This is a genomic window from Stagnihabitans lacustris, assembly GCF_025950525.1.
Lineage (GTDB): Bacteria > Pseudomonadota > Alphaproteobacteria > Rhodobacterales > Rhodobacteraceae > Stagnihabitans.
Window position 1 is genome coordinate 25,149 of the sequence record NZ_JAPDGS010000008.1, and the last position, 24,395, is coordinate 49,543.

At 65.1% G+C, this 24,395-nt stretch carries 25 protein-coding genes; 7 read left to right on the forward strand and 18 right to left on the reverse strand.

Annotated features, from left to right (window positions below; all coding sequences use genetic code 11):
• The first annotated feature begins 30 nt into the window (after positions 1–30).
• Positions 31–1,200, forward strand: coding sequence for an ROK family protein (locus tag NX862_RS16175; protein ID WP_264494976.1), 1,170 nt, complete (start codon positions 31–33; stop codon positions 1,198–1,200).
• Here the strand turns inward: NX862_RS16175 and NX862_RS16180 are convergent.
• Complete coding sequence (locus NX862_RS16180) at positions 1,114–2,091, reverse strand: LysR substrate-binding domain-containing protein (protein ID WP_264494977.1); 978 nt, start codon at positions 2,089–2,091, stop codon at positions 1,114–1,116. The two genes, NX862_RS16175 and NX862_RS16180, sit on opposite strands and share 87 nt — an antisense overlap.
• Positions 2,092–2,222: 131 nt before the next feature.
• Between NX862_RS16180 and NX862_RS16185 the strand changes: the two genes are divergently transcribed.
• Genes NX862_RS16185 through NX862_RS16195 form a run of 3 tightly spaced genes read left to right on the forward strand, consistent with a single transcriptional unit; the run spans position 2,223 to position 4,982 of the window.
• Positions 2,223–3,443: an aromatic ring-hydroxylating oxygenase subunit alpha gene (locus NX862_RS16185; protein WP_264494978.1), complete on the forward strand. Its 1,221-nt coding sequence runs from the start codon at positions 2,223–2,225 to the stop codon at positions 3,441–3,443.
• A gap of 3 nt (positions 3,444–3,446) precedes the next feature.
• On the forward strand, positions 3,447–4,493 hold the full coding sequence (locus tag NX862_RS16190) for an FAD-binding oxidoreductase (protein ID WP_264494979.1): 1,047 nt from the start codon (positions 3,447–3,449) through the stop codon (positions 4,491–4,493).
• 30 nt (positions 4,494–4,523) lie between these two features.
• Entirely contained in the window at positions 4,524–4,982 is a 459-nt protein-coding gene (locus tag NX862_RS16195; protein WP_264494980.1) for a hypothetical protein, read from the forward strand.
• Here the strand turns inward: NX862_RS16195 and NX862_RS16200 are convergent.
• Genes NX862_RS16200 through NX862_RS16230 form a run of 7 tightly spaced genes read right to left on the reverse strand, consistent with a single transcriptional unit; the run spans position 4,920 to position 10,888 of the window.
• The gene (locus NX862_RS16200; RefSeq protein WP_264494981.1) at positions 4,920–5,360 is read right to left on the reverse strand and encodes a GNAT family N-acetyltransferase; all 441 of its coding nucleotides are present in this window, start codon (positions 5,358–5,360) and stop codon (positions 4,920–4,922) included. The two genes, NX862_RS16195 and NX862_RS16200, sit on opposite strands and share 63 nt — an antisense overlap.
• Positions 5,357–6,307 (reverse strand): glycoside hydrolase family protein, encoded by a 951-nt coding sequence (locus NX862_RS16205; RefSeq protein ID WP_264494982.1) that lies wholly within the window; start codon positions 6,305–6,307, stop codon positions 5,357–5,359. Before NX862_RS16205 ends, NX862_RS16200 begins: the two co-directional genes overlap by 4 nt.
• On the reverse strand, positions 6,304–7,284 hold the full coding sequence (locus NX862_RS16210; RefSeq protein WP_264494983.1) for a glycoside hydrolase family protein: 981 nt from the start codon (positions 7,282–7,284) through the stop codon (positions 6,304–6,306). Before NX862_RS16210 ends, NX862_RS16205 begins: the two co-directional genes overlap by 4 nt.
• Positions 7,268–7,972 carry a WbqC family protein gene (locus NX862_RS16215; protein WP_264494984.1) on the reverse strand — a complete coding sequence of 235 codons (705 nt, stop codon included), beginning with the start codon at positions 7,970–7,972 and terminating at the stop codon, positions 7,268–7,270. The genes NX862_RS16210 and NX862_RS16215 overlap by 17 nt, the downstream gene beginning before the upstream one ends.
• Positions 7,973–7,992: 20 nt before the next feature.
• The gene (locus NX862_RS16220; protein WP_264494985.1) at positions 7,993–9,102 is read right to left on the reverse strand and encodes a DegT/DnrJ/EryC1/StrS family aminotransferase; all 1,110 of its coding nucleotides are present in this window, start codon (positions 9,100–9,102) and stop codon (positions 7,993–7,995) included.
• Positions 9,103–9,155: 53 nt separating this feature from the next.
• Entirely contained in the window at positions 9,156–10,097 is a 942-nt protein-coding gene (locus tag NX862_RS16225) for a glycosyltransferase family 2 protein (RefSeq protein ID WP_264494986.1), read from the reverse strand.
• 47 nt (positions 10,098–10,144) lie between these two features.
• Positions 10,145–10,888, reverse strand: coding sequence for a class I SAM-dependent methyltransferase (locus tag NX862_RS16230; RefSeq protein WP_264494987.1), 744 nt, complete (start codon positions 10,886–10,888; stop codon positions 10,145–10,147).
• A gap of 163 nt (positions 10,889–11,051) precedes the next feature.
• On the opposite strand from NX862_RS16230, the gene NX862_RS16235 reads away from it, so the two are divergent.
• On the forward strand, positions 11,052–12,047 hold the full coding sequence (locus NX862_RS16235; RefSeq protein WP_264494988.1) for a bile acid:sodium symporter family protein: 996 nt from the start codon (positions 11,052–11,054) through the stop codon (positions 12,045–12,047).
• On the opposite strand, the gene NX862_RS16240 is transcribed toward NX862_RS16235, so the two are convergent.
• The 3 genes from NX862_RS16240 to NX862_RS16250 all read right to left on the reverse strand — a co-directional run bounded on the left by NX862_RS16240 (position 12,014) and on the right by NX862_RS16250 (position 14,130).
• Positions 12,014–13,378: a dipeptidase gene (locus NX862_RS16240; RefSeq protein ID WP_264494989.1), complete on the reverse strand. Its 1,365-nt coding sequence runs from the start codon at positions 13,376–13,378 to the stop codon at positions 12,014–12,016. The two genes, NX862_RS16235 and NX862_RS16240, sit on opposite strands and share 34 nt — an antisense overlap.
• A 201-nt stretch (positions 13,379–13,579) precedes the next feature.
• Positions 13,580–13,828, reverse strand: a complete 249-nt coding sequence (locus NX862_RS16245) for a DUF982 domain-containing protein (RefSeq protein WP_264494990.1) — start codon at positions 13,826–13,828, stop codon at positions 13,580–13,582.
• 95 nt (positions 13,829–13,923) lie between these two features.
• Positions 13,924–14,130, reverse strand: a complete 207-nt coding sequence (locus tag NX862_RS16250) for a cold-shock protein (protein WP_264494991.1) — start codon at positions 14,128–14,130, stop codon at positions 13,924–13,926.
• Positions 14,131–14,351: 221 nt separating this feature from the next.
• On the opposite strand from NX862_RS16250, the gene NX862_RS16255 reads away from it, so the two are divergent.
• Complete coding sequence (locus NX862_RS16255; protein ID WP_264494992.1) at positions 14,352–15,335, forward strand: aldo/keto reductase; 984 nt, start codon at positions 14,352–14,354, stop codon at positions 15,333–15,335.
• Positions 15,336–15,461: 126 nt separating this feature from the next.
• On the opposite strand, the gene NX862_RS16260 is transcribed toward NX862_RS16255, so the two are convergent.
• The 3 genes from NX862_RS16260 to NX862_RS16270 are packed head-to-tail and all read right to left on the reverse strand — an operon-like array spanning position 15,462 to position 18,900.
• On the reverse strand, positions 15,462–16,403 hold the full coding sequence (locus NX862_RS16260) for a substrate-binding domain-containing protein (protein ID WP_264494993.1): 942 nt from the start codon (positions 16,401–16,403) through the stop codon (positions 15,462–15,464).
• Between the two features lie 44 nt (positions 16,404–16,447).
• Positions 16,448–17,410, reverse strand: coding sequence for an ABC transporter permease (locus NX862_RS16265; RefSeq protein WP_264494994.1), 963 nt, complete (start codon positions 17,408–17,410; stop codon positions 16,448–16,450).
• Positions 17,410–18,900, reverse strand: a complete 1,491-nt coding sequence (locus NX862_RS16270) for a sugar ABC transporter ATP-binding protein (protein WP_264494995.1) — start codon at positions 18,898–18,900, stop codon at positions 17,410–17,412. The genes NX862_RS16265 and NX862_RS16270 overlap by 1 nt, the downstream gene beginning before the upstream one ends.
• 131 nt (positions 18,901–19,031) lie before the next feature.
• Between NX862_RS16270 and NX862_RS16275 the strand changes: the two genes are divergently transcribed.
• Entirely contained in the window at positions 19,032–20,054 is a 1,023-nt protein-coding gene (locus NX862_RS16275; RefSeq protein WP_264494996.1) for a LacI family DNA-binding transcriptional regulator, read from the forward strand.
• On the opposite strand, the gene NX862_RS16280 is transcribed toward NX862_RS16275, so the two are convergent.
• From NX862_RS16280 to NX862_RS16295, 4 genes are read right to left on the reverse strand one after another with little or no spacing between them, the layout of a single operon-like run.
• Positions 20,055–20,879 (reverse strand): energy transducer TonB family protein, encoded by an 825-nt coding sequence (locus NX862_RS16280; RefSeq protein ID WP_264494997.1) that lies wholly within the window; start codon positions 20,877–20,879, stop codon positions 20,055–20,057.
• Entirely contained in the window at positions 20,876–21,280 is a 405-nt protein-coding gene (locus NX862_RS16285) for a biopolymer transporter ExbD (RefSeq protein WP_264494998.1), read from the reverse strand. The genes NX862_RS16280 and NX862_RS16285 overlap by 4 nt, the downstream gene beginning before the upstream one ends.
• On the reverse strand, positions 21,281–22,189 hold the full coding sequence (locus NX862_RS16290; RefSeq protein ID WP_264494999.1) for a MotA/TolQ/ExbB proton channel family protein: 909 nt from the start codon (positions 22,187–22,189) through the stop codon (positions 21,281–21,283). It lies immediately after the preceding gene.
• An 11-nt stretch (positions 22,190–22,200) separates the two neighbouring features.
• The gene (locus tag NX862_RS16295) at positions 22,201–24,243 is read right to left on the reverse strand and encodes a TonB-dependent receptor domain-containing protein (RefSeq protein ID WP_264495000.1); all 2,043 of its coding nucleotides are present in this window, start codon (positions 24,241–24,243) and stop codon (positions 22,201–22,203) included.
• Positions 24,244–24,395: the final 152 nt, after the last annotated feature.

Below are 24,395 nucleotides of genomic sequence, written 5' to 3' on the forward strand. Positions count from 1 at the left end.
TTAATTCAGTTAGTAAAGAATGAGGGCGCGATGCGGATCAAGGGCGACCAACAGACGGCGCGGGCGATGAACCGGCGGTTGATGCTGAACCTTCTGCGCCGGGCGGGGGCTCTTAGTCGGGCGGAACTGGCGCAGCGCTCGGGGCTGTCGCCTGCGGCGGTGACGTTTGTCATGGCGGACCTTTTGGCCGAGGGTCTGGTGACAGAGGGCGAAGCGGTCAGGGGTGCGGGTGGCCCGGGAACTGGTGGAAGGCGGCCGATCCCGGTGTCGGTGAATTACGCCGCGCGGCTGACGATCGGGATGAAGCTGACGGCGGGGGGGCTGGAGGCGGTTTTGGCCGATCTGTCGACCGCGCCCTTGCAGCGGATCTTCCATCCGATCCCGGACACGCGGCCCGAAACCGTGGTGGCCCATGTGGCCCGGGTGGTGCGCGCGCTGGTCCCCGAAGCCGCGACCCGGGCCGCGCGGTTGGTCGGCGTGGGCCTGGCGCTTCCGGGCAGTTACGACCATGGGCGGGGCCATTGCCTGCGGCTGGCGCGGTTTGGCTGGCAGGACGTGCCCCTGGGTCAGATGCTGGCCGCGGCGGTCGATGTGCCGGTCTGGGTGGACAACGACGTCAATGCCTTTGCCCTGGCGCAACACCTGTTCGGGGCGGGGCAAAGCCATGGCAACCTTCTGGCCGTGGCGGTGGGGGCAGGATTGGGCGCGGCCTTTCTGACCGAAGGCGCGGTGCATCGCGGTGCGCGGGGCGGGGCCGGAGAGATCGGGCATATCACCATCGACCCCATGGGCCCCTTGTGTGAATGTGGGCGGCGGGGGTGCGCGCAGGTCTATTGGTCCGAACCCGCGATCACCGCCCGTTTCCCGGGCGACCTGACCGCGGCGCTGGCGGCTTGCGACCCGGGGGCCGAGGCGCTGATCGACGAGGCCGCCGCGGGGCTTGGCCGTCTGCTTGCGCCGGTCCTGGCCGTCACCGATCCCGATGTCGTGATCCTGGGTGGCGAGGGCGTCCGCTTTGGCGAACGCTTCCGCGCAGGGCTCCAGGCCGCAGCCCATGCGCTGTGCTACGATGCCCGGCCGCCGGTCATCTTTGACTGGCAGGCGGATTCCTGGTCACGCGGGGCGGCGGCGCTGGCCGCCCAGCACTTCTTCGACTTCGAGGCCGAGCGGCTTTTCGCCCCCCGCCAAGCCCTGAACTAGCCAGTCCAGCACGGCTTGGGTCGCGGGCGACAGCACCTGCCCGCGCGGCGTCACCAGGTGATAGCGCGCCTCGGGCGTGACAAGGTCGCGGCCCACCCGCACCAGCCGCCCCGCCGCCAGATGTTCGGACAACAGAACCCCCCAGCCCATCGTCACCCCCTCGCCGTTCAAGGCCGCCTGCACCGTGTCGGAATAGTGGTTGAACCGCAGCGGGCTTTCCTCGGCCCGGCGTTCCAGCCCCGGCCCAAGCGACAAGGCCCGCGCCCAGGACCGCCAGGGCATCCAGGCCGGGTTGACCATGTCGCAGGCGATCAGCGGCAATTGGTCCAGGCTTGTATCGGGCGCCAGTCCCAGCCGTGTCAGCAAAGCGGGGGCGCAGACCGGAAAGGCCTCCTCTCCCCGTGAGGCGTGAGAGATCGCGTCCTCGAACGGCGGCTTTCCATAGCGGATCGCGATGTCAAGCCTGGCGGGGCGCAGATCCATCGCCGTGTCATCAGCGACCAGCCGAAGCTTGATTTTTGGGTGCCTTGCCCGGAAATCAGGCAGTCTTGGCATAAGCCAGAACTGATTGAAGGCCAGGGTCACGCCCACGGCGACCATATCGGGGCTTTCGGGGCGGCGGATGGTCTCGATCACCTCGGACATGGCTTGGAACGCGGCGCCGACCACCCCCGCAAGCGCCTGACCCGCCGCGGTCAGCGTCACCCTGCGATGGGCGCGCAGGAACAGCGCGGTGTTCATCTCACGCTCTAACGTCTTGATTTGTTGGCTAACGGCGGCTTGCGTCACCCGCAATTCGGCGGCGGCCAGGGTAAAGCTGCCCAAGCGCGCCGCCGATTCAAAGGTCGACAGCAGGTTCAGCGATGACAGGTTTCGGCGCAACGAGGTCATGGGCGGACTCCGGCGGGGAACACTGCCCAAGACATAAGTCCAGCTAATCCTTTTGTCGAGTCTTTCTGCCCTTGAACCCCGCCCCCTTGCGGCCCAGCATAGGTGCCAAATCGTCAACCCGCGGACCTGACATGACCCAGATTGCCCCCCTCCTTGCTGCCCAGCGTTCCGGCTATGCGCTGGAGCGTCCGTTTTACACCGACCGCGCGATCTTTGACGCCGATCTGACCCATATCTGGTATCAGGAATGGATCTTTGCCGCCCCAGAGGCAGAGTTCGCCAAGCCCGGCGCCTATGTGACGCTGCAGCTGGGCGCCTATCCGGTGGTCATCGTAAAGGGCGCCGATGGGGCGATCCGCGCTTTCCACAACGTCTGCCGCCACCGCGGCCAGCGGCTGTGCGCCAAGCCCTCGGGGACCTCGGTCAAGCTGGTCTGCCCCTATCACCAATGGACCTATGAGACCGACGGCCGCCTACTGTGGGCCCGCGACATGGGGCCGGAGTTTGACGCCAGCAAACACGGGCTGAAACAGCTGCATTGCGACACCGCCGCCGGGATGGTCTTTGTCTGCCTGGCCGAGGTGGCCCCCGATTTCACCCCTGTCAAGGCCGAGGCCAACCGCTATACCGCCCCCCATGGCATCAAAGACTTGAAGGTCGCCTTCCAGTCCAAGATCGTCGAGAACGGCAATTGGAAGCTGGTGCTGGAGAACAACCGCGAGTGCTATCACTGTGCGGGCTCTCACCCGTCCTTGTGCCGCACCTTCGACGACAACCCCGATCTGGTCGGGGCCGATGACAGCCTGTCGTCCCCCGCTGGTGCCGCCCATGTGAACCGCTGCGAGGCGGCCGGCCTGCCCTCACGCTATGTGATCGATGCGGACGACCAATGGCGTCTGGTGCGCATCCCCTTTGTCGGCGATGCGGTCAGCTATACGATGGACGGCAAGGCGGCCGCGCCGAAACTGCCGGGGATGCCCTTTGCCAATGCCGGATCGCTGCTCTTCTTCCACTATCCGAACACCTGGAACCATTTTCTGTCCGACCATGTGCTGAACTTCCGTGTTCTGCCGATCAGCCCGACGGAAACCGAGGTCGTGACCACCTGGCTCGTCCACAAAGACGCCGTCGAGGGCCGCGACTATGACCTGACCCGCCTGACAGAGGTCTGGGAGAATACCAACGACGAAGACCGCCGCGTGGTCGAGGAAAACCAGTTCGGCATCAACTCTCCGGCCTATGAGCCCGGCCCCTATTCGGCGCGCCAAGAGTCCGGCGTGATCCAGTTCATCGACTGGTATCTGGCGACGATGCGCAAGGCGACCGCGCCCCTGACCTTGGCAGCGGAGTAAGCGATGGGACAGCGTCAGAACTGGACCGCCGCCCCCTGGAATGACAGCGAAGAGCTGGAATGCACCATGGTCATTCCCGAGACCGCGGATACGGCGACGATTGCCTTCCGCGCGCCCTCGGGGGCCTGGTTCGACTATCAACCGGGGCAGTTCCTGACCTTTGACCTGCCGGTGGGGGTCAGCCGGACCTATACGATCTCCTCCAGCCCCTCGCGGCCCTTGTCGATTTCGATCACGGTCAAGGCGCAGAAGGATTCGGTGGGGTCACGCTGGCTTGTGTCCGACCTGAAACCCGGGATGCGGCTGAAGGCCCATGGCCCGGCGGGGCTGTTCACCCTGCACCGGCACCGGGCGGCGAAGTATCTGTTCATCTCGGCCGGATCGGGGATCACGCCGATGATGTCGATGGCGACCTGGGCCTGGGATTCGGGCGAACAGCCCGACATCGCCTTTGTTCATGCGGCAAGGAAACCCGCCGACATCATCTTTCGAAGCCGCCTGGAGCAATTCGCCTCCCGCACCCCCGGGCTGCAACTGCGGTTCACCGTCGAAGAGGTCGATCCTTTCGAGGTCTGGTCGGGCTTTCGCGGGCGGCTTAGCCAGATCATGCTGGGCCTGATGGCGCCCGATTATCTGGAGCGTGAGGTTTTCTGCTGCGGACCCGAGCCCTTCATGCGGTCGGTGCGGCAGATGCTGGCCTCCTTGGGCTATGACATGGCGCGCTATCACGAGGAAAGCTTTCAGGCCCCCACGCTGGAGGCCGTCCCCGTCACCGCGCCCGCCCCCGCCGCCGCAGAGGTCACATTCGCGCCCTCGGGCAAGGTCATGGCCAGCGACGGCACCGAAACCGTGCTGGCCTTGGCGAAAAAGGCCGGGCTGAACATCCCGTCCTCTTGCAACTTCGGCCTGTGCGGCACCTGCAAGGTGCAAAAGACGGCCGGAGAGGTCACGATGGTCCACAACGGCGGGATTTCCGATGACGAGATCGCGGCCGGGCAGATCCTCGCCTGTTGTTCACGGCCCTTGGGCGCGGTAGAGATCGCCTTGTAAAGCAGGGTTGTAGATCAGGGAGACCGCCGGATGTTTGCCGATTGGAAAGCGGAAAAGACGGTGCAGGCCCTGGTCGACGAGGCGCAGGATTGGGCCGACCGCCTGTCCAGCGCCAAGCCGCATCAGCTGGAGGCTCAGGCCGCGGCGGGTTGGTATTGGGCGGCGTTTTCCCTGTCCGAGGGGCGCGACCTGACGACGATGGCCACCTGGAAGCCGGTCGATCTGAAACGTTTCATCACCACGACGCTGACAAGGATTGCCGCGCTGCGCAAGGCGCGGGATTATGAGGTCTCGGATGGGCTGACGCTGTGGCTGCATGCCGCCCGCGCGGTGTCCGAACCCCGGATCGCGCCCCCCGCCGCCGAGATCTGGAGCCTGATCGCCGGCGCAGGCCAGAACGCCGACACGATGGCCGAAGAGCGCTGCCTAGAGGCGGGGATCGCTTACAAGGGGCGCATCCTGGCCCAGGTTCAGGACCATGACATCTGACCCGCGAAACCCCAGCCGCGTGTAAAGCTTGCGGGCGGGCAGGGCGTCTTCCGCGACCTCTAGTGCGACGTCGGTGAACCCCATGCCCCGCAGATGGTCCAGCGCCTGTGTCATCAGCGCCTGGGCGATGCCTTGCCCCTGATACGCGGGCAAGACGCTGACATTGCTGATGAAAGCGCGGGGGGGCTGGTTGGCATAGACGGCGACCAGACCCACCAAAGCGCCCTCCCCATGGGCAAAGCACAGGGCTTGGGCCGCCAGTTTCTCGGCATAGGCGGTCAGGTCAACCCTTGTGGAAAGCCGCGGGGAAAAGCCTGTGTCGCAGGCCTGCAGGTGGCGCAGGATATCCGCCGCCCCCATCTTCGCTGCCCGGCTCACAACGACAACCGCACCGCGCCAAAGCCGAAGCGGCCAAAGGCATTGCCGTTGTAAAGCAGGTAAGGCTCCCCGTCCGACAGGCAGAGGTTGGGATAGCATTGCATGTCGCTGTCCCAATCGCCCGGGGTCCCGGTCAACCCCAGGGCCGCATCGTCGCGGGTCCAGGTGACAAGGTCGGCGGACCAAGCATAGCCGATCCGATAGCCCTTGGTCGGATCGGTGCGAAAGCCATGGACCTCACGGAAGCAAAACACCATGTGATAGCGCCCACCATAGTGCAGCACGCTGGGCAGGGCCTGACATTCATCGGGGCCAAGCCGGTCGGGCAGGATCTGGATGCCGTCCTCTTTGACCCAGTCCACACCGTTATCCGACACCGCATGGCCGATCTTGTAAACGCGGTCGGGCGCGGCCTCGGGCGTTTCGCGCTTCCAGCGTTGGCCGAACATATACCACATGTGGAAGCGGCCCTGCGCCTGGATGACAAAGGCGTCGCCGACCAGGAAGGGCTCCTTCAAGGACGGCCCCAGGATCGGGCCGGGGCCGAGGCGGCGGAAGCTCTCTCCGTCGTCGCTGACAGCCAGACCCACGGCGGTATCGACCGAGACCGAGGCGCGGCGGTTCCAGCCGCAGGTATAGGCCCAAACCTGGCCGTCCTTGCGGATCGGGCTGAACGGAAAGATGCCGTGTTCGTCAAAGGTGCCAAGGTCGCCCAAAGGCAAGACCGGCGCGGATGACACCCGCAGCACGCGCGCGAAATCCTTGGTCATATCGGCAAAGGCCACCTGGGCGCGGAAGCCTTGATCGTCCACCGATCGGGCGCAGAAATAGACGCGGGTAAAGTCGGGAAACTCCAGCGCCTGGGGGCTTTGGGCGAATTCCTTGGCGCCGCAGGGCAGGGTATGGGCCAAGGGGTCAAAGATGCGACCTAATCTTTGCGCGATCATGACAGGCTCCCTTCCAGCCGGGCAAGGCCAAAGCCCTCACGGCCGACGCCATTGCCCAGATAGGCCATATAGGTCGCCCCATCGACGGTGAAGACATGGGGATAGGCCACCATCTCGGCATCGAACCCCTCGGGCGAGGGCAGCAGTCCCGCGCGGGCATCGTCGCGGGTCCAGGTCTGCAGGTCGGTCGAATGGGCATAGCCGATGCGATAGCCCTTGGCATGTCCCCGGTAGCCCTCGGAGTAACGATAGCAAAAGAACATGTGGTAGCGCCCACCGGCATAGATCACATCCGGCGAGGCCTGAGCCTCATCGTCCTCGACCGCGGTGTCGATCAGGTTGCGTCCGTGTTTCACCCAAGTCAGCCCATCGACCGAACTCGCCATGCGGATGCGGTAGACGGGCTCGGGGCGGCCTGCGACCATCTTCCACTTCGATCCGGCGATGTAAAACAGGTGATACAGCCCGTTGAAAAACCGGATCTTGGGGCCGGACATCACAAAGGGCTCGTCCAGCGAATAGGGGATCACGGGGCCGGGGCCGAGGCGGGTGAAAGTCGCCCCGCCATCGGTGCTTTCGGCCACGCCGATGGCGACGTTGAAGGGCACCGAGACGCAGCGCGTCCAACCGGCGAAATAGGCGCGCAGGCGGTCGCCCACCGGGATCACGGACACCGGATAGGTGCCGAATTCGTCGAAACAGCCGGGATCGCCCAGCGACAGGATGGGTTCATCGGCCACCCGCAGGATGCGTGTCAGGTCGCCGCGGTCCAGATCCACCCAGGCCGAACGGCTGACATATTGGCCATTGGCGTCGGCGGGCGGGCGGCAGGAGAAATAGATGCGGACCGCGTCGTTCAGGATCAAACTGGCCGGCGCCTGGGCGAACTCGCGCAGCCAGGGGCGGTCAGGGTAGGCCCGGGCGTTGAAGACCAGCCCCAGTTTCTGCCAGCGGAAAGGGTCAGTCGGCAAGGTCATAGGCCCCCAACATCATGCGGACTTGGTCCTGCGGGTTGAACATCAAGATATCCAGGATCGAGAGATAAGGCACAAAAGGCGCGCCGAATTGCGGATAGGGGTCAAGGCGGGGGTCCAGAAATTTCAGCGTCAGGCCATGGGGGCGGAACTGGTCGGCGTTGTAAAGCACCCGCCCGCCCGGAGGGTTCACGTAAACTTCGGCCCCGGTCTTCAGGCACAGGTCGATGACGCGGTCGACATGGGTCAGGCTGCTTGCCCCCTCGACCTCCGAGGCCACCAGGATCGGCGTCGTGATCCCCAGATGCCCACAAACCGCACGGATCGAATGGGCGATGAAGTCGAACAGGTTCACCGAGGGGCGGTGCAAGATGGCTTCAATCAGCGCCATGGTGGGCGCGAACTCTGGCGCGCGGCGATAGGCGCCCGCGATTTGGGCCGCCAGCTTGGCCGGGTCGAAATCGCCAGCCAAGGCGCGGTCGCAGATGTCCAGATCATCGGACCCCTTGGCCAGCGGCAGGGTGAACATCGCCGCACGCCCGTTCAACAGCATCTGGTTGCGGTTGATCCAGCCCTTTTTCGTATACTTGATCCGGTCATAGATGACGAAACGATCCACCGCCGCGATCAGCTGGAAATACCCCAGATAAGGCAGGAAATAGGGCTGCATCACCGCCGTTTTGATCGCCATCTTCATCGGGGGCGTCATCATCAGCCCGCCCGCAAAAGGTCCAGCACGCGGGCCACATCGCCATCGGTCAGGTCGGGATAGATAGGCAGGCACAGGACCCGGTCGGCCATGACCCGCGCCACCGGCAGATTGACCGCCGAAGCCGAGGGCAGCCGGCGATACATCTCGAATTCGGTGATCAGCGGATAGAAATAGCGCCGCGGATGGACGCCCTGCGCCTTCATCTTGCGAAACAGCTCGTCGCGGCTGATCGGATAGTCGGGCTGCACCAGGATCGGGAAATAGGCATGGTTCGGCCGCGTCCCCCCCAAAGCGGGCGACAGGTAATCCAGGCCCGCGATCCCGTCGATCCCGGCACGATAAAGCGTCGCAATCTCGGCCCGCCGCGCCAGATACCCGTCAATATGGCCCAGCTGCGCCAGGCCCACGGCCGAGTTCAGTTCGCTCATCTTGCCGTTGATGCCGGTGGCGACCACCGAGACCTCGCCGTCATGGCCAAAGTTCTTCAGCTTGTCGATGCGGTCCTTCATCTCGGCCGAGTGGCTGATGATCGCCCCGCCCTCGAAGGTGTTGAACACCTTGGTCGCGTGCAGGCTAAGCGTCGACAGATCGCCGTGATTCAACACGCTGCCCGTGGCGTCATTCACCCCGAAAGCATGGCTGGCGTCATAGATCAGCTTCAGCCCGTGACGGCGCGCAATCGCGGCCAGCTCCTGCACGCGGGCCGGGTTGCCATAGCAATGCACCGGCAGGATGGCGGTGGTGCGGGGGGTGATGGCGGCCTCGACCTTGGCGGGGTCCAGGTTCAGGCTGTCGGGTTCCACATCGACGAAAACCGGGGTCTGGCCGTTCCACAGCACCGCATGCGCCGTGGCGACAAAGGAAAACGGCGTGGTGATGACCTCTCCGTCGCCCGCAAGCGCCTGAAGGGCGGTCACAAGCGCAATCGTGCCGTTGTTGAACAACGAGATGAAGGGCACGCCCAGATAGTCGCACAGCCGCCGTTCCAGCTCGGTATGAAAGGGGCCGCCATTGGTCAGGATGCCATTGGCCCAGATCTTCTCCAGATAGGGGATGAAGTCCGACAGGGGCGGCAAGGAAGGTTTGGTCACGAAAATGTCTTTGGTCATCGGTCGCCCTCGCATTTCGCCCTATCTAGCGCCCTTCGCGGGCTTTGGCCAGTTCAGGTGCCAAAGAGCTTGCGCCGCAGCGACAGCCAGCGGACCTCCCAATAGCCACGTTTGCGGCGCGGCGGAGGCGGGGCGCCATCGGGGCCGGTATAGTCCAGCCGCCCGCGCCCGGTGGCGTTGAACAGGAAAGCCATGGCGCGCAGGCAATCTTGCGATGCGGCGCGGTCGCCCTGATCGGCATGCCAGGCCGCAAGATGCATCTGCGCCACGGCGGTCAACATGATCTGCTGTTCGCGCCCCTGCATCGAGATCAGCCCCCCAGCCCGCAACCGGTAATGCGCGGGTTTCAACGACCGCAGAAAGCGCCCGCCACCGTGATGACCCAGCATCCCCCAGACCATCAGGTCGCCGATCGTCGCGGTGCGGATATACAGGGGCACCGGTTTGCCGCGGAATATGTTGCGAAAACAGGCGGTCAGCGTGTTGATTGACGGCGCGCGTTTCAGCTCGGTCCCGGTCAGGTTCTGTTCGACGCCGCCGACATAGGCCAGGGGCGCCCCCGCATCATCGACACCCTGCACCGCGCCATAGGTCAGCACCAGGGCCGGATCGGATTCCAGCGCCGCGACCTGCAGGGCCAGCTTGTCGGGGTCGTCCCAATAATCATCCCCGTCGCAAATCGCGATGAAGTCGCCGCGCGCCGCCGGGAAGACATGAGCGAAATAGGGGTTCACGCCCTTGGAAAACAGGTTCTCGCCCTGCAGCATGGTGCGAAAGATCGTCGGGTGGCGGGCGGCATGATCCGCAATCACCGCGGCCGTGTCATCGGTCGAGGCATCGTCATAGATCACCACTTCGACCCGGAAATCGCAGCGCTGATCCAGAAAGCCCTGCAGCGTCCGCGCGATATAGGCGCCGTGATTATAGGCGATGCAGCAGATCGAGACCTTGACGGGCTCGTCGGCAAAGCTGCGATCCCGAAGCGCCGGGGCCATGGTCTAGCGGCTTTCCGCTGGCGCTGGTTGCCCGACCATGGTGCCCCTTACCTGCCGCTTTCGCAGACGAAATAGATGCTGGAACACAGGTCCGGGTAGTGCTGACCCAGCATGTAACAGCCATCCAGATAGGCGTCCGAGATGATGTCGGTCTGCATCAGCCGATCCCATTGGAAATTCGCCAGCGCCTTGAAGAAGATGCCCGAGCGGTGGACAATGGGCATCCCGGCGGCGCGGATGTCGCGCTCCAGCGTGTCCAGGCTATAGGTGATGCGGTGGCCATGGGCGGCCTCTGCCGGGGTGATGGCGGCGTTATGGGTGATCAGCCCCATCTTGACCGCAATCTGGCGCGAGGGCGCATTGGCGTTGGGGCAGACCAGAAACAGCCGCCCGGTATCGGTCAGCCACTCTTGGCGGATGCGGGTCAGCACGCCGACCGGGTCGTCCAGATGCTCTAGCACATGGGTCAGGACGATATTGTCATAACGGCGCGGCAGCTGGATCGTCTCGAACATGCCTTCGTGAAAGGTCACGCGGGCGGGAAGCGCCTGTTTCGCCTCGGCAATCGCCTCGCCCGAGGCCTCGACACAAGAGATATCGTCGAACAGCGGCAAGAGCCGCTTGGTGAAGGCGCCCTTGAAACTGCCAAGTTCCAGCATCGAGCCAGGCCGCAAAAGGGGCTGAAAGGCCCGCACCATGTATTTGTGCATGACGTCGAAGTCGAAATCATAGGCATAGCGGTGATCCGCCGTGTCCTGAAGTTCGGCATCGTAGTTGCGGGAAATGGTCAAAACGAGGCTCCGGTGAAAGCGGCCGGGATGGTCCGGCGTCAAGTTTTCAGACCTTAGTTCGCGCGGCCACTGGCGGCAAGTGGCATCCCGTTGCGGCGCCGCTTGGCTGTGGCTCTTGGCGGCGCTGCGGGCTAAAAGGGGCCAACCGCAGGATGAGGGCCAGATGCTGACCGGATTGGAGACCGCTTTGCGCCGGATCGGCGTTGACCGCTATATGATGCTGTTGATCCTGACGGTGACGGCGGGCCTGGTCCTGCCGGTGTCGGGAGATGCGGCCCTTGGACTGAAGCGGGTGATCTTCTGGGCCATCGTGCTGCTGTTTTTCCTTTATGGCGCCAAGCTGCCGACGCGGGATATCCTGCAGGGCCTGACCAATTGGCGGCTGCAACTGGGGATATTGGCCTGCACCTTCGGGCTGTTCCCGCTCTTGGGCCTGGCGCTTGGTCCGCTGGCCGCGACGATGCTGCCACCTGCCATGGGGCTGGGGTTCCTTTACATCGGCTGCCTGCCCTCGACGGTGCAAAGCTCGATCGCCTTCACCTCGGTTTCGGGGGGCAATGTGGCCGGGGCGATCTGCGCGGCCTCGATTTCCAACCTTCTGGCGGTGGGGCTGACGCCGGCGCTTTTGGCGCTGACCATTCCGCAAAGTTCGGGCCATGGGGTCGATCTGCAAACGGTCTGGGCCATCAGCCAGCAGATTCTGTTGCCCTTTGCGGCGGGGCAGCTGGCGCGGCCCTGGTTGTCCGCGACGCTGGCGCGGCACAAGGGGCCGGTCATGGTGCTGGATCGCGGGTCCATCCTGATGATCGTCTATTCCGCTTTTTCGGCCGGGATGGTGGGCGGCATCTGGCAGCGGATGACGCCGGGCGCCCTGGGGATCACGCTGGCCCTGTGCCTGGCGCTGTTCGGCGTCGTTTTGGCGGTGACGGTCTGGAGTGGACGCGCGGCGGGCCTGCCGCGCGGCGATGTGCTGGCGCTGGTCTATTGCGGATCAACCAAGAGCCTTGCGACCGGCCTGCCCATGGCCGGGCTGATCTTTGCCGATGGGGACCTGTCGCTGATCGTCCTGCCGCTGATGATCTATCATCTGATGCAACTGGTCCTGTGCTCGCTGATCTCGCAGCGTCAGGCGCCCAGTCGTTCCAGCAGCCGGGCATAGACCTCTTGCCCGCGGCGAAAGGCCTTTAGCCGAAAGAACTCGTCCGGGGCGTGCAGGTTTTCATCATCATGGCTGAAGCCCAGAACCACGGCATGCAGGCCCAGCACATCGCGAAAGGTCGACAGGATCGGGATCGAGCCGCCGACACGGGCGCGATAGGGCGCGCGGCCATAGACCTCGGTCAGGACGGATTCGGCCACGGCCCCCGCATTGTGGCCGCGCGGCAGGATCAGGGGGTCGGCGCCGCCGGGGATCAACCGGGTTTCGACCGTCACGCCGGGCGGGCAATGGGCTGCGACATGGTCGGCGATGCGGCGGTGGACGCCCTCTGGGGTCTGGACCGGGACAAGCCGGCAGGTGATCTTGGCCCGCGCCTCGGCGGGCAGCACGGTCTTTGACCCCGCCCCCTGCCAACCCGAGGTCAGACCGTTGATGTCGATCGTGGGCCGCGCCCAAAGCCTTTCGCGGGTCGTATAGAACGGCTCGCCGACCGCCGCAGGGGCGCCAGTCTCGGCCAGCCAGGCGGTCTCGTCATGGGGGATGGCTGCGATGGCCGCGCGGTCCTCGGGGGTCAGGTCGATGACATCGTCGTAAAACCCCGCGACGGTGATCGTGCCATCGGTGGATTTCAAACTGGCCAGGATCTGCGCCAGCGCCATGGCCGGATTGGCGATCCCCGCGCCGTAAAGCCCAGAATGTTGATCCGCCCGCGGCCCCTTTACCACCAGCTCCAGCTTGACGATGCCCTTCAGCGCCTCAAGGATCTGCGGTTGATCGGGGGTCCATTGCAGCCCATCGGCGGAAAAGACCATGTCGGCGGCCAGTTCATGCGCCAAGGCCCGCACCGCATCCGGGATCGAAGGCGAGCCGATCTCTTCCTCGCCCTCGACGAAGAATTTCACGTTGACCGGCAATGCGCCCTGGGCAAGCAGGGCCTCGCAAGCCAGGATCGGCGTCATCAGCCCGCCCTTGTCATCCGAGGCACCGCGGCCATAGACCCTTCCGTCGCGGATTTCAGGGACGAAGGGCGGCGAGGTCCAGGCCTCCAGCGGCTCGGGCGGCTGGACGTCGAAATGGCCATAGATCAGGACCGTGGGCCTGTCCGGCCCGGCATGAAGCCAATCGGCGACCACGACCGGATGGCCCTTGGTCGCGATGACCCGCGCGTGGTCCAGACCGGCCGCGGTCAGGCGCCCGGCCACCCACTCCGCCGCCCGCACCATGTCGGCGCCATGGGCAGGGTCGGCCGAAACCGAGGGGATGGCGATGAAGTCCATCAGCTCGGCAATGAAGCGCGACTGATGCGCGTCAAGATAGGCGGTCCAGGTCACGAAAGCCTCCGGTTTGGGGGCAGGATGACAGGTCTGCCACGCGGGGCAAGGGCAGGTTAACACCGGTAAGCGCAGTTATGTAACCTGAAACGGGTTGCGCGCGTTGAGGGAAAGGACGACGGTCACGCCAAGGGCCATTTGGAACCAAGGCACCGGACCAGATCGACCGCCGGGTCCTTAAGGCGGGGTCCCTCAGGCGGGTTAGGCCACCCGGGGGGTAAAGCCCGCCGATTGCGCGGCCTGCAAAAAGGCGATGCGGGCGGCGCCCACGGGCACAAGGCAATCCATCGCGGCCTGAACCTGGGCCTGGGCGCGGTGGCGCGCCTCGTCCCGGACGGGCCATTTGCGGCGCAGCCACCAGGCTGCCTGTTCGATGGTGGTGAAGTTCTGCACATCGCCTTCGGGCGAAACGACAAGAGACAGGGGCGCACCCCAGTTGATTTCAATCATGACAATTTTCAAGGGAGGAAGGGTCGGCAACACGCCAGATTGGCGGCCAGACCCGGAAGGGGGAAAGGGGGCGGTGTCGCCCCCCTTCGGAATTCTTATGCCAGCGCCAGGTTGATCGCCGATTCGCGGCCGGTGCGGTCGCGCTCGATGTCAAAGGTCACGGCTTGGCCGTCGTTCAGGCCATGGATGCCGGCACGTTCCAGAGCGGTGGCGTGGACGAAAACGTCCTTGGCGCCGCCAGCCGGAGCGATAAAGCCGAAGCCCTTGGTGGAGTTGAACCATTTCACGGTGCCATTGGCCATCGTGATATTCCTTGTATATATGCCGTCCACACAGGCGTGACGGCCCGGCGCAGCTGAGTGTCGAAGCTGAGCCGAAAGGAACAGGGTCGAGAACGAAACGTCGCAATGGTCACATAAGCGCCTCTCGCCACAAAAGCGAGGGGCAAAGTGAAATAAACTTTAGGAATGGCCTTTTGCCGGGACCCGCGGGGCCTAGCTGAGAGGCCGCAAGGGAGAATGGCATGAAGAACAGGGTTTTCGGCAAGACGGGCGTTGCGGTCTCTGAAGTGGGCTTTGGCGCCTGGGCCATCGGCGGCTCTTGGGGCGAGGTCAGCGACCAGGACGCCCGCGCGGCGCTTGAGGCGGCCTTGGCGGCGGGCACCAGCTTTATCGACACGGCCGATGTCTATGGCGATGGCCGGTCTGAGCGACTGATCGCCGAGGTGCTGAAGACCCATCAGGGCCCGCGCCCCTATGTGGCGACCAAGGCCGGGCGGCGGCTGAACCCGCATGTCGCCGCGGGCTATGACTTTGATAACCTTGCGGCTTTCGTCGACCGCTCACGCGCCAATCTGGACATGGATTGCCTGGACCTGGTGCAGTTGCACTGTCCGCCGACCGAGGTTTTCTATCGCCCGCAAACCTTTGACGCCCTGCAAAAGCTGGTCGATCTGGGCCGGATCAAGGCCTGGGGCGTGTCGGTCGAAAAGGTCGAAGAGGGGCTGAAGGCGCTGGAATATCCCGGCCTGACCTCGGTTCAGATCATCTACAACATCTTTCGCCAGCGTCCGGCGGCGCTTTTCCTGCGCGAGGCACAGGCGCGCCATGTTGCGGTGATCGTGCGGGTGCCGCTGGCCTCGGGTCTGCTGACCGGCAAGATGTCGGCGGCGACGACCTTTGCCGCCGACGACCACCGCGCCTTCAACCGCGAGGGTCAGGCCTTCGACAAGGGTGAGACCTTTTCGGGCGTGCCCTATGATCTGGCACTACAGGCGGTCGAGGAGATTCGCGCCCTGCTGGGTGATGCGCCCATGGCGCAATTCGCCCTGCGCTGGATCTTGATGGAGGCGGCGGTTTCGGTCGTCATTCCGGGCGCGCGCAATGCGGAGCAGGCGCGGGGCAATGCGGCGGCCTCTGATCTGGCGGCCCTGCCTGCCGAGACCATGGCGGCGCTGCGCGAGATCTATACGCACCGCATCGCACCCCATGTGCATCAGCTTTGGTAAGCGAAAGGCGGCCGGGATGACCGGCCGCCTTTGATCTTGGAAGGCCCCGTTCAGAAAGGCCCCAATTTAGAACGGCCCGATTTAGAAGGGCCCCGTTTAGAACGGCCCGATTTAGAAGGGCCCCGTTTAGAAAGGGCTGTCGGGGAAGTAGAACTGCGCTGCGTTCTCGGGCGTCACCAGGGTGGCGTCCAGAACATAGGTGCCGCGCACCGGAACCTGGTCAAAGATCGCCGCCGCCGTCAGCTCCATCGCGGTGCCGACCATGGCAGGCGGATAAAGCACATCGACCGGGATCATCTTGTCGCCATCCATGACCCGCTTGATCATGTCCTTGGACCCCGCACCGCCCACAACGAACTGGATATCGGTGCGGCCCGATTGCTCGATCGCCTGCAGCACGCCGACCGCCATGTCGTCATCCTGGCACCAGACCACGTCGATCTTTGGGAACTTGGTCAGGTAATCCTGCATGACCTTGAAGGCATCGTCGCGGTTCCAGTTGCCGAACTGACGGTCCAGCACGGTGACTTTCGAGCCCTCGATCCCCTTGTCAAAGCCCGCCTGACGCTCTTCATCAATCGGAATCGGCATCCCGCGGATCACGACGACCTGAGCTTCGGGCGACTGCGCCGCGATGTATTTGCCCGCGACCTCACCCAGGGCAAAGTTGTTGCCCGCGACATAGAGGTCGCGCACGGTGTCATCGTTGACCGAAGGCGCGCGGTCGACGATGGCGACAAAGGTCCCCGCCTCTTTGACCTGACGGATGGCGTTGACCAGGGGGTCGGGATCGGTCGGCAGAATGACCAGCGCATCCAGACCCTGAACCGCAAGATCCTGGATCGCATTGGCCTGGCTTGCGGCATCGGGCGAGGTCTTGACGATGACCTTGGCGTCCGGATGTTCGGCCATGATCGCAGCCGCCACGCGTTCGGCGTGATAGACCACGCCGCCCGTCCAGCCATGGTCGGCGGCCGGGATCGAAACGCCGATGGTCTTGCCCTCGGCAAAGGCAGTCGTTCCAAGTGCGGTGGCCAGAACGGCCGCCGCTGTCAAAGATTTCAGCATTGTATCCTCCCAAGTTGCGGGCCTGATCGGGGGCCCGCGCCCCCTTACCTGCGGGCCAAAGACCTTTGGACCAGCATGGCAATGATGATGATCGCGCCCTGCAGGGTCGAGATCAGGTATTCCGAGATGAAATTGGACAAAAGCATGATATTGCCCACCAATTCCAGGATCAGCGCGCCGCAGACCGTGCCCCAGATGCGCCCCGATCCGCCCTTCAGCGCCGTGCCGCCCACGACGACGGCGGTGATGGCCTGCAGCTCCCACAGGGTGCCGGTCGTGGTCGAGGTCGACCCAAGCCGCGGCACATACAAAAGCACCGCGATGGCCACGCAAAGCCCCTGGACAACAAAGGCCCAGATGCGGATGCGGTCGACCTTCAGGCCCGAATAGCGCGCCACCTCACGGTTTGACCCCACCGCGACGACATGGCGTCCGTATGAGGTGCGATACAGCACAAAGGCCGCCAGCGCCGCCACGACCCCGATGGCCAGAATCGGCATCGGCACGCCCAGAACGGACCCGAAATAGACCGGGTGATACAGGTCCTGCAGCTCGCGGCTTTCCAGCGTGATGGCGCCACCTTGGGCCAGCCAGGTGGTCAACCCGCGGTAAATCCCCATCGTCCCCAGCGTCGCGATAAACGGCTCGATCCGGCCCAGCGTGGTGATCAACCCATTGACCAAGCCGCAGACCATGCCGATCACCAAGGTCATCAGCGCGCCCAGGATCAACAGCGTCAGCGGGTCGGCAATCGGTGCGGCGTTCAAGACCATGATCATGATCGAGGCGACAAAGGCCACCATCGACCCCACCGACAGGTCAAGGTCCCCGGCAGAGATCACATAGGTCGCGCCAATCGCGATGATGGCGATGAAGGCGCTGCGCGTCGCCACGTTTTCCAGGTTCGCCAGGCTGATGAAATTCGGGTTCACCAGGGCCCCCAGGATCAACAGCAATCCCAAGGCCGCAAAGGGCGCCATCAGCCGCAGGTCGATTTTCTTGTCCATTAAGCTGCCTTCAACCCCGCCGCATAGCGCATGATTTCCGTTTCGTTGATCGCCTCACCCTCCAGTTGGCCGACGATCCGCCCCTCGCGCATGACGGCCACCTTGGTGCAAAGCCCGATGACCTCGGGCATTTCAGAGGACACGACGATGATCGCCGCCCCTTCGGCCGCAAGTCCTGCGATGAAGTTGTAGATCTGTTGCTTGGTGCCGACGTCGATGCCACGTGTGGGCTCGTCGATCAGGATGACCTTGGGCGCGCGCTCCATCACCTTGGCCAGCAGCAACTTTTGCTGATTGCCGCCCGACATGCGCCCCGCCACCACTTTCGGATCGCGCACGCGGATGTCAAACCTGCGCCGGGCGCGTTCCAGCGCCATGGCCTCTGACCCCCGGTTCAGCCAGCCCCAGCGAGCATGGGCGGCCAGGCTTTGCAGCGTCAGATTGACACCCATCCCCTGCCCCAGCAGCAGGCCGCGCCCCTTGCGGTCCTTGGTCAGATACGCCAGCCCCGCTTCCATCGCGCGGCCAAGGTCCGCGGTCAGCGTCACCCCATCCACCAGCACCACACCCTCGCGGGGACGCAGGCCCACAATGGCCTCCATCAGCTCCGTCCGACCGCTTCCGATCAGGCCGGCAAAGCCCATGACCTCGCCCCGCCGCAGCTTGAAGCTGGCGTTTTGCACGTAACCGGTGGTCAGGCCGCGCACCTCCAGCGCCAGGGCCTCGTCGACATCGGGTTCGCGCTTGGGCGGGAACAGGGTCGACAGCTCACGCCCGACCATGGCCTGAGCGATGCGCTCTCCGGTCATGTCGCTTGCGTCCGCAGTCTTGATCCACTGGCCGTCGCGCAGGATGGTGATGCGGTCCGACAGCGCCATGACCTCGTCCAGCTTGTGGCTGACAAAGACGAAAGAGGTCCCCTCGGATTTCAGTCGCCGGATTTGCGCGAAAAGGATATCGGTTTCGGCCCGGGTCAGGACAGCGGTGGGCTCGTCCATGATGACGACACGGGCGCGGCGGCTGATGGCCTTGGCGATTTCCACCATCTGGCGGGCGGCCACGGGCAGGCTGCGGATCGTCGCGTCCTCGTCGATATGGGCGCCCAGTTGGTCCAGCGCGGCGCGGGTCGCCGCCCGCATGGCGCGGCGGTCCAAGATGCCCAGCCGCGTGATCTCACGGCCCAGAAACATGCTTTCGGTGACGGTCAGGTCTTCGGCCAGGTTGAATTCCTGGTGGATGATGGCGATGCCAAGCGCCTCGGCCCGCCCATCGGGCGGCAGGCGCACGGGTTGGCCGTCCAGCATCACCTGCCCCGAAGAGGGCTGTTCAAAGCCAGATAATATCTTGACCAGCGTGGATTTCCCCGCGCCGTTTTCGCCCATCAAGGCATGGACCTCGCCGCGCCGCAGCTGGAAATCCACGCTGAACAGCACCTGCACGCCAGCAAAGGCCTTGCTGACCCGGTCAGCCGCCAGAACGATTTCGGTCATGGTCTCCCCCCACTTGAGGCCAGTGAAAACCTTTACATTGATCATGTCAAGGTTTACATCCGCCGCGATGCAGCGATCCGGGGCAGCGCGCCCCCCTTGGCAGACGGCGGCCCCACCGCTAACGTCAGGGGATGAAAAAACCCACCCCCGCCACTATCGAAGACGTCGCCCGCCTGGCCGAGGTCTCGATTGCCACCGTCAGCCGCGCCATCCATATGCCCGAGAAGGTCGCGGTCTCGACCAGGCAAAAGGTTGACCGTGCGATTGCGGTGACGGGCTATACCGCCAATGCCATGGCGCGCAGTCTGCGGCTGGGGCGGTCCAACATGATCCTGGCGATTGCGCCCGATATCGGTGATCCGAACTTCGCGCCCATCCTGATCGGGCTAGAGAACGAGGCGCGGGCGGGCGGCTATGGGCTTTTGATCGGGCACACCCAGGGCGACCCTTTGCGCGGCGTCGAATACCTGAAATTCCTGAATTCCAATCAGGCGGCGGGGATGATCCTGTTCACCGGCTATGTCCCCCTGGACCCCGCCAGCCAAACCCGCCTGCCACCGATGGTCGCGGTGGGAGAGCCCTTGGCCCAAGGCGGCATCCCCTTTGTCGGCACCGATGACCGGGGCGGGGCGCGCAAGATGGTGGAGCTGCTGATTGCCCAGGGCCACCGCCGCATCGCCTTCATCGGTGACAGTCGCGAAAGGCTCTCGCATCACCGCCGCCGCATCGGCTTTGACGAAGGGCTGGCGGCGGCGGGTCTGCGCGATGGCCAGCAGGTGCTGGACTCCGACGGCACGCTGGAGGGCGGCCGCGCGGCGGTGGAGCGCCTCTTTCTGCGCGACGATCTGCCCACGGCTTTCGCCTGCGTCAACGACCAGACGGCGGCGGGGGTGATCCTGTCCCTGACCGCGCGGGGCTACCGCATCCCCGAGGATTTCTCGGTCACGGGGTTCGACGACATCCCTCAGGCGGGGTTCCTGTCGCCGGCGCTGACCACCGCCCGCCAGCCGCGCACGGCGATTGGTCAGGCGGCCATGGCGATCCTGTTGGGCCTGGTCGAAGGTGAGGCGCCAGAGCAGGCCGAGACGCTGTTGATGCCCGACCTGATCTTGCGCGACTCGGTCGGGGCGCGGCCGGTCAATCGCCGGTTCTGATCAGCGCACCTCGAAGGCAAAGGCCATCTGACGCGCGGCGCCTTCGGGCGGCGGCGCAAAGGGCGCGGCGCGGCGGATATGGTCCAACCCCAAGGCATCGACCGCCGCATCGCCCGAGGATTGCAGCACCCGCACGCCCTGCAAACTGCCATCGGCGCCCACGGTAAAGCCCACCTGCACCGTGCCGCTTCCACCCGCCTTTTGCTTTTTCGTCTTGCGGATCTGCTTGGCGACCGAGGCCGCCCAGGCCTTTGGACTGGCATTGGACGTGGCCGCAGCCGCCGGCGCGCTGGCCTGGGATGCCGCCTGAGGCTGGGATGTCTTCACGGCTTTCTTTTCCGGTTTGGGTTCGGCCTTGGCGACCTTTTGGGGCTTGGGTTTGGGTTTGGGCGGCGGCGGGGCCTTGGCCAGAACCTCGGGCGCGGCTTCGGGCGTAGGAGCCGCAAGGTCAGGCGCAGGAGGCTCCGGCGCAAGATCGGGGGGCGTCACGTCCGGGGTCAGGTCAGGAGACGCAAGGTCGGGCGCATCGCTGGGGGTCGGCACATCCGGGCTTTCGACCATCTCGGGCTGGATCACGGGTTCAGCCACCGGCAAGGGCATGGCCATCAGCGCAGGCATCGGCGCGGGGGCCAAGGCCAGCACAAAGGGCTCTGGCGCGGGGGCGGCGCGAACGGCCAGAAGCGTCGCGCCCGACAGGGTCAGCGCCACCGCCAACCCCGAAGCCAGCCAACCGCGCAACCGTTGGCGGCGCTGTTGCAGGTCAAGCCAGGGACAGGGCCCCGTAGCGCCCATGACGGGACAGGTCGCAGCTGGCAGGTTTTTCACGGCGCGGCCTCCAGCCCCACAAGGGCGACGTTCAGGTATCCGGCCGCGCGCAGCCCATCCAGGCCCTGCATCAGCCGCGCATAGGTCAGGTCGCGGTCGGCGCGCAGGTAAAGCGCCGTGTCGCGCTTGGCCCCGGTGCTTGTGTCCAGCGCGGCGGCAAGGGCCTCAGCGGTCACAGCGGTGTCGTTCAGCATATAGCCCGTCTCGGTCAGCGTCACCCAGACCGGGTCTTGCGGGCGCTGGGTCGCCGTGGCCTTCGACGCAGGCAGGTTCACCGGAACATCCACGGTGGACAAAGGCGCCGCCACCATGAAAACGATCAGCAGCACCAGCATCACGTCGATAAAGGGCGTGACGTTGATATCGGCCAGCTCGTCGGGGTCCTCGTTCAGGGGGGTCATTCAGGCCTCCGCGCCCAAGCGCCGGCGGACGATCTCGCGGCTAAGATGGCGTTCGCAAACGGCCGCCACATCGGCAAGGCGGTGGCGGAACCCCGCGATGCGACGGTTCAGCGCGTTATAGACGATCACCGCCGGGATGGCCGCGCCCAGGCCCACGGCGGTGGCCAAAAGCGCCTCGGCGATGCCGGGGGCCACGACGGTCAGGCTGGTGGTCTTGGTCTCGGCGATGGCCAGAAAGGCGTTCATGATGCCAAAGACCGTGCCGAACAGGCCGATGAAGGGCGCGGTGGCGGCGATCTGCGCCAGCATCCCCACACCGGCGCGCAGCGACTGCAGGGCGGCGGCGTCGATCCGTGACAGGCCGATGCGGACACGTTCGCGCAGGCCCTCGGCCTCGATGGCCCCCAGGGCTTGCGGCAGGGCGGCGAGTTCCTGTTCGATCAGCCGCACCATGGCCGACCCCGCCTCGGGCGCGGGCAGGCGCGGCCCCAGGGTGCCCAGGCCATTGGCCCCCGCCACAAGCGCAAAGCTGCGGGCCAGGCGATGCGAAGCGCGGGTCAGTTCCACCGTCTTGTAGGCCAGCACGGTCAGCACCGCGAAAGCCATGGCCGCCAGAGCCGCCATGACCGATTGCACGACCGGATGGGCGTGGCGCAGGATGTTGTAAAGATCCGTTGGGGCATCCGCCCCTTCACTTGCCCCGCCCGCCGCAAAGGTTTGCGGTGAAACTGCCGAGGGAAGAGGCAGGGGCGGGGCAGCAACCGCCCCCTGGTCCGGCGCGGCGGCCAGGGGGGCAGATGGCAGGGCCAGGGGCGCCTGACCGCCCAGAGCGGGCGCCTCTTGCGCGGCCAAGGGTGCGGCCAAGGGTGCGGCAAGACACAAAAGAACCGACAGGACAGTCAGGCGCATGGCGGGCTCCGTTACCAGGTAAAGGTCTTGCCCAGGGTCAGCTTGGCGTTCAGCCCCGCTGCATTGTCCAGGGCCAGGTTGTTGCGATACTGGACGTCAAAGACATTCTCGACGGCCAAAGAGATATCGACCCCCTGCAGCACGCCCGCTTGCGGGGTATAGGTCACAAACAGGTCATGCGTCGTATAGCTGTCAGCCGAGGTCGTGGCCGAAGCCGTGGTGATCTGGTCCACCCAATTCCCGCGCCACCCAACATTCAGCGCCTGATCCAACAGCTTGGCCCCCAGCGTCAGCGAGACGGTTTCGGCCGGCGTATCGGTCAGGACCGTGTCATAGGCCGTCCCCGCGGTGCGGTTGCGGCTTTCGACCTTGGAATAGCCCAGGTTGGCGAACCAGCCTTCGGCGTCATAGGCGGCCTCGACCTCGGCGCCCCAGGTCTCGGCCTTGTTCAGGTTGACGTAATTGGCCGACCCCGTGGTGCCCGAGGAATTGGCCACGATCAGGTTGTTGAAATCGTTGTGAAACAGCGTCGTCTTGACCTGCAGGCTGTCACCCTCGGACAAAAGCCCCTCACGCTGGAAGGTGAAGCCCAGTTCGACCGTTTCGGCGGTCTCCTTCTCCAGCCCCAGCGATGGCAGCAGCACAGCCCCCCCGCGCGAGGTGCCATAGGAATAAAGCTCGTCCAGCGTCGGCATCCGCTCGGTTTGCGCCACGGTGCCGAAAACCCCCCAGGCGTCGTTGACCGCATACATCGCCTGCAGCTTGGCCGAAACCGCCTGATCGCTGTCCTCCGATGCGCCGCGCAACGCCGCCGCATCCGAAGGCGTGCGGGTGCCGAAATCGACGCGCACCCCGGGGATCAGCGTCAGGCGGTCGGCGTAAACGAACTCGCCCTGCGCATAGAGCCCGGCCTTGTCATCGGTGCCCTCGGGGTGAAAGCCCATGGCGCCCAAAGACGAGGTCGCCGAACGCTCTTGCCGCGACAGTTGCGTGCCCAGGATCACCGTATTGGCCCAAGAGCCGCCCCCGAAGGACAGCTTGTGTTCCGCCTTCAAAGCCGTGGTCGCATAGGCGAATTCCCCGGCGCACAGAACCTGCAGCGTCCCCGTGGCGCACATCGCCCCCATCGAGAAGTTGTCCTTGGTCACATCGGTATCGGTATGCGACAGCGTCACCGTCGTATCGCCGCGCGCCCAGGTCAGCGTGGCCGTCGTATCGCGTGAGGCGATGTCGGCGGTGCCAAAGCCCGAGGCGGCGGCGCCCCCGGTCTGCGCCACCAGCGCATCGTCCAGGTCGGTGTCGGTCTGCGCATAGGACAGGGTCACGCTCTGGCCGTTTTCCAGGTTCACCTTGGCCTTGATCAGTGCCGAGGTGCTGTCATGCGCCGTGCCGGCAATCGTATTGCCCAGGCCATCAACCACGGTCCCGCCGCTGGAGCGGTTCAGCGCGCCCAGGTAGTCGACAGTGCCGCGCCGCTCGGCCCAGATGACGCCAACGCGCTGGCTGTCGCCATTCGACCCATAGGACAGCGTCGGGCGCAGGGCCCGCGTCTGCCCTTCGGCCAGAAAGTCGGCGGCGTCCTTGGTGGTGAAATTCACCGCCCCGCCAATCGCGCCCGACCCGTTCAAGGTCGCGGCGGCAGGCCCGCGCAGGACCTCGACCCTCTTATACAGGTCCAGATCGCCAAAGAACGACCCCATCCGGTATTGTTCAAAGAACTTCGGCGCGCCGTCGACCGACACCTTGATGCGTTCCTCCGAGGCCGCCTGTTCGGCATTGCCCACACCACGGATGTTGAAGCTTTGCCCCAGCACCCGGGCCGAGGCGCCGGCAATCGTGATCCCCGGCACGCCGCGGAACAGGTCGGACAGGGTGACAGGCTGGCGGGCGTCGAAGTCCGATTGTTCCAGCGCAGTCACGGATTGTGGGGTTTCGACGGCCGGTTTTGCGCTGCCGGCGCCAAAGATCAGGCGGCCAAGGTATTGAAACCCATCGGCATGGGCGGGCTGGCACAAAGCCAAAAGCGCGACAGAGGTGGTCAAAAGGCGGTTCATGGGCTTTCCCTTGGTGGTCTGCAGGGGGCTGGCCCGGCGGTGACGCCTGTCGCTGGCACGCAGAAATTCTGACTTGATTTGTCAGGAATCGGCGATTAAAGAAGCCGACAGAAACTGTCAAGTATTCTCGCGCACCAGCTTTCGCCAGACGC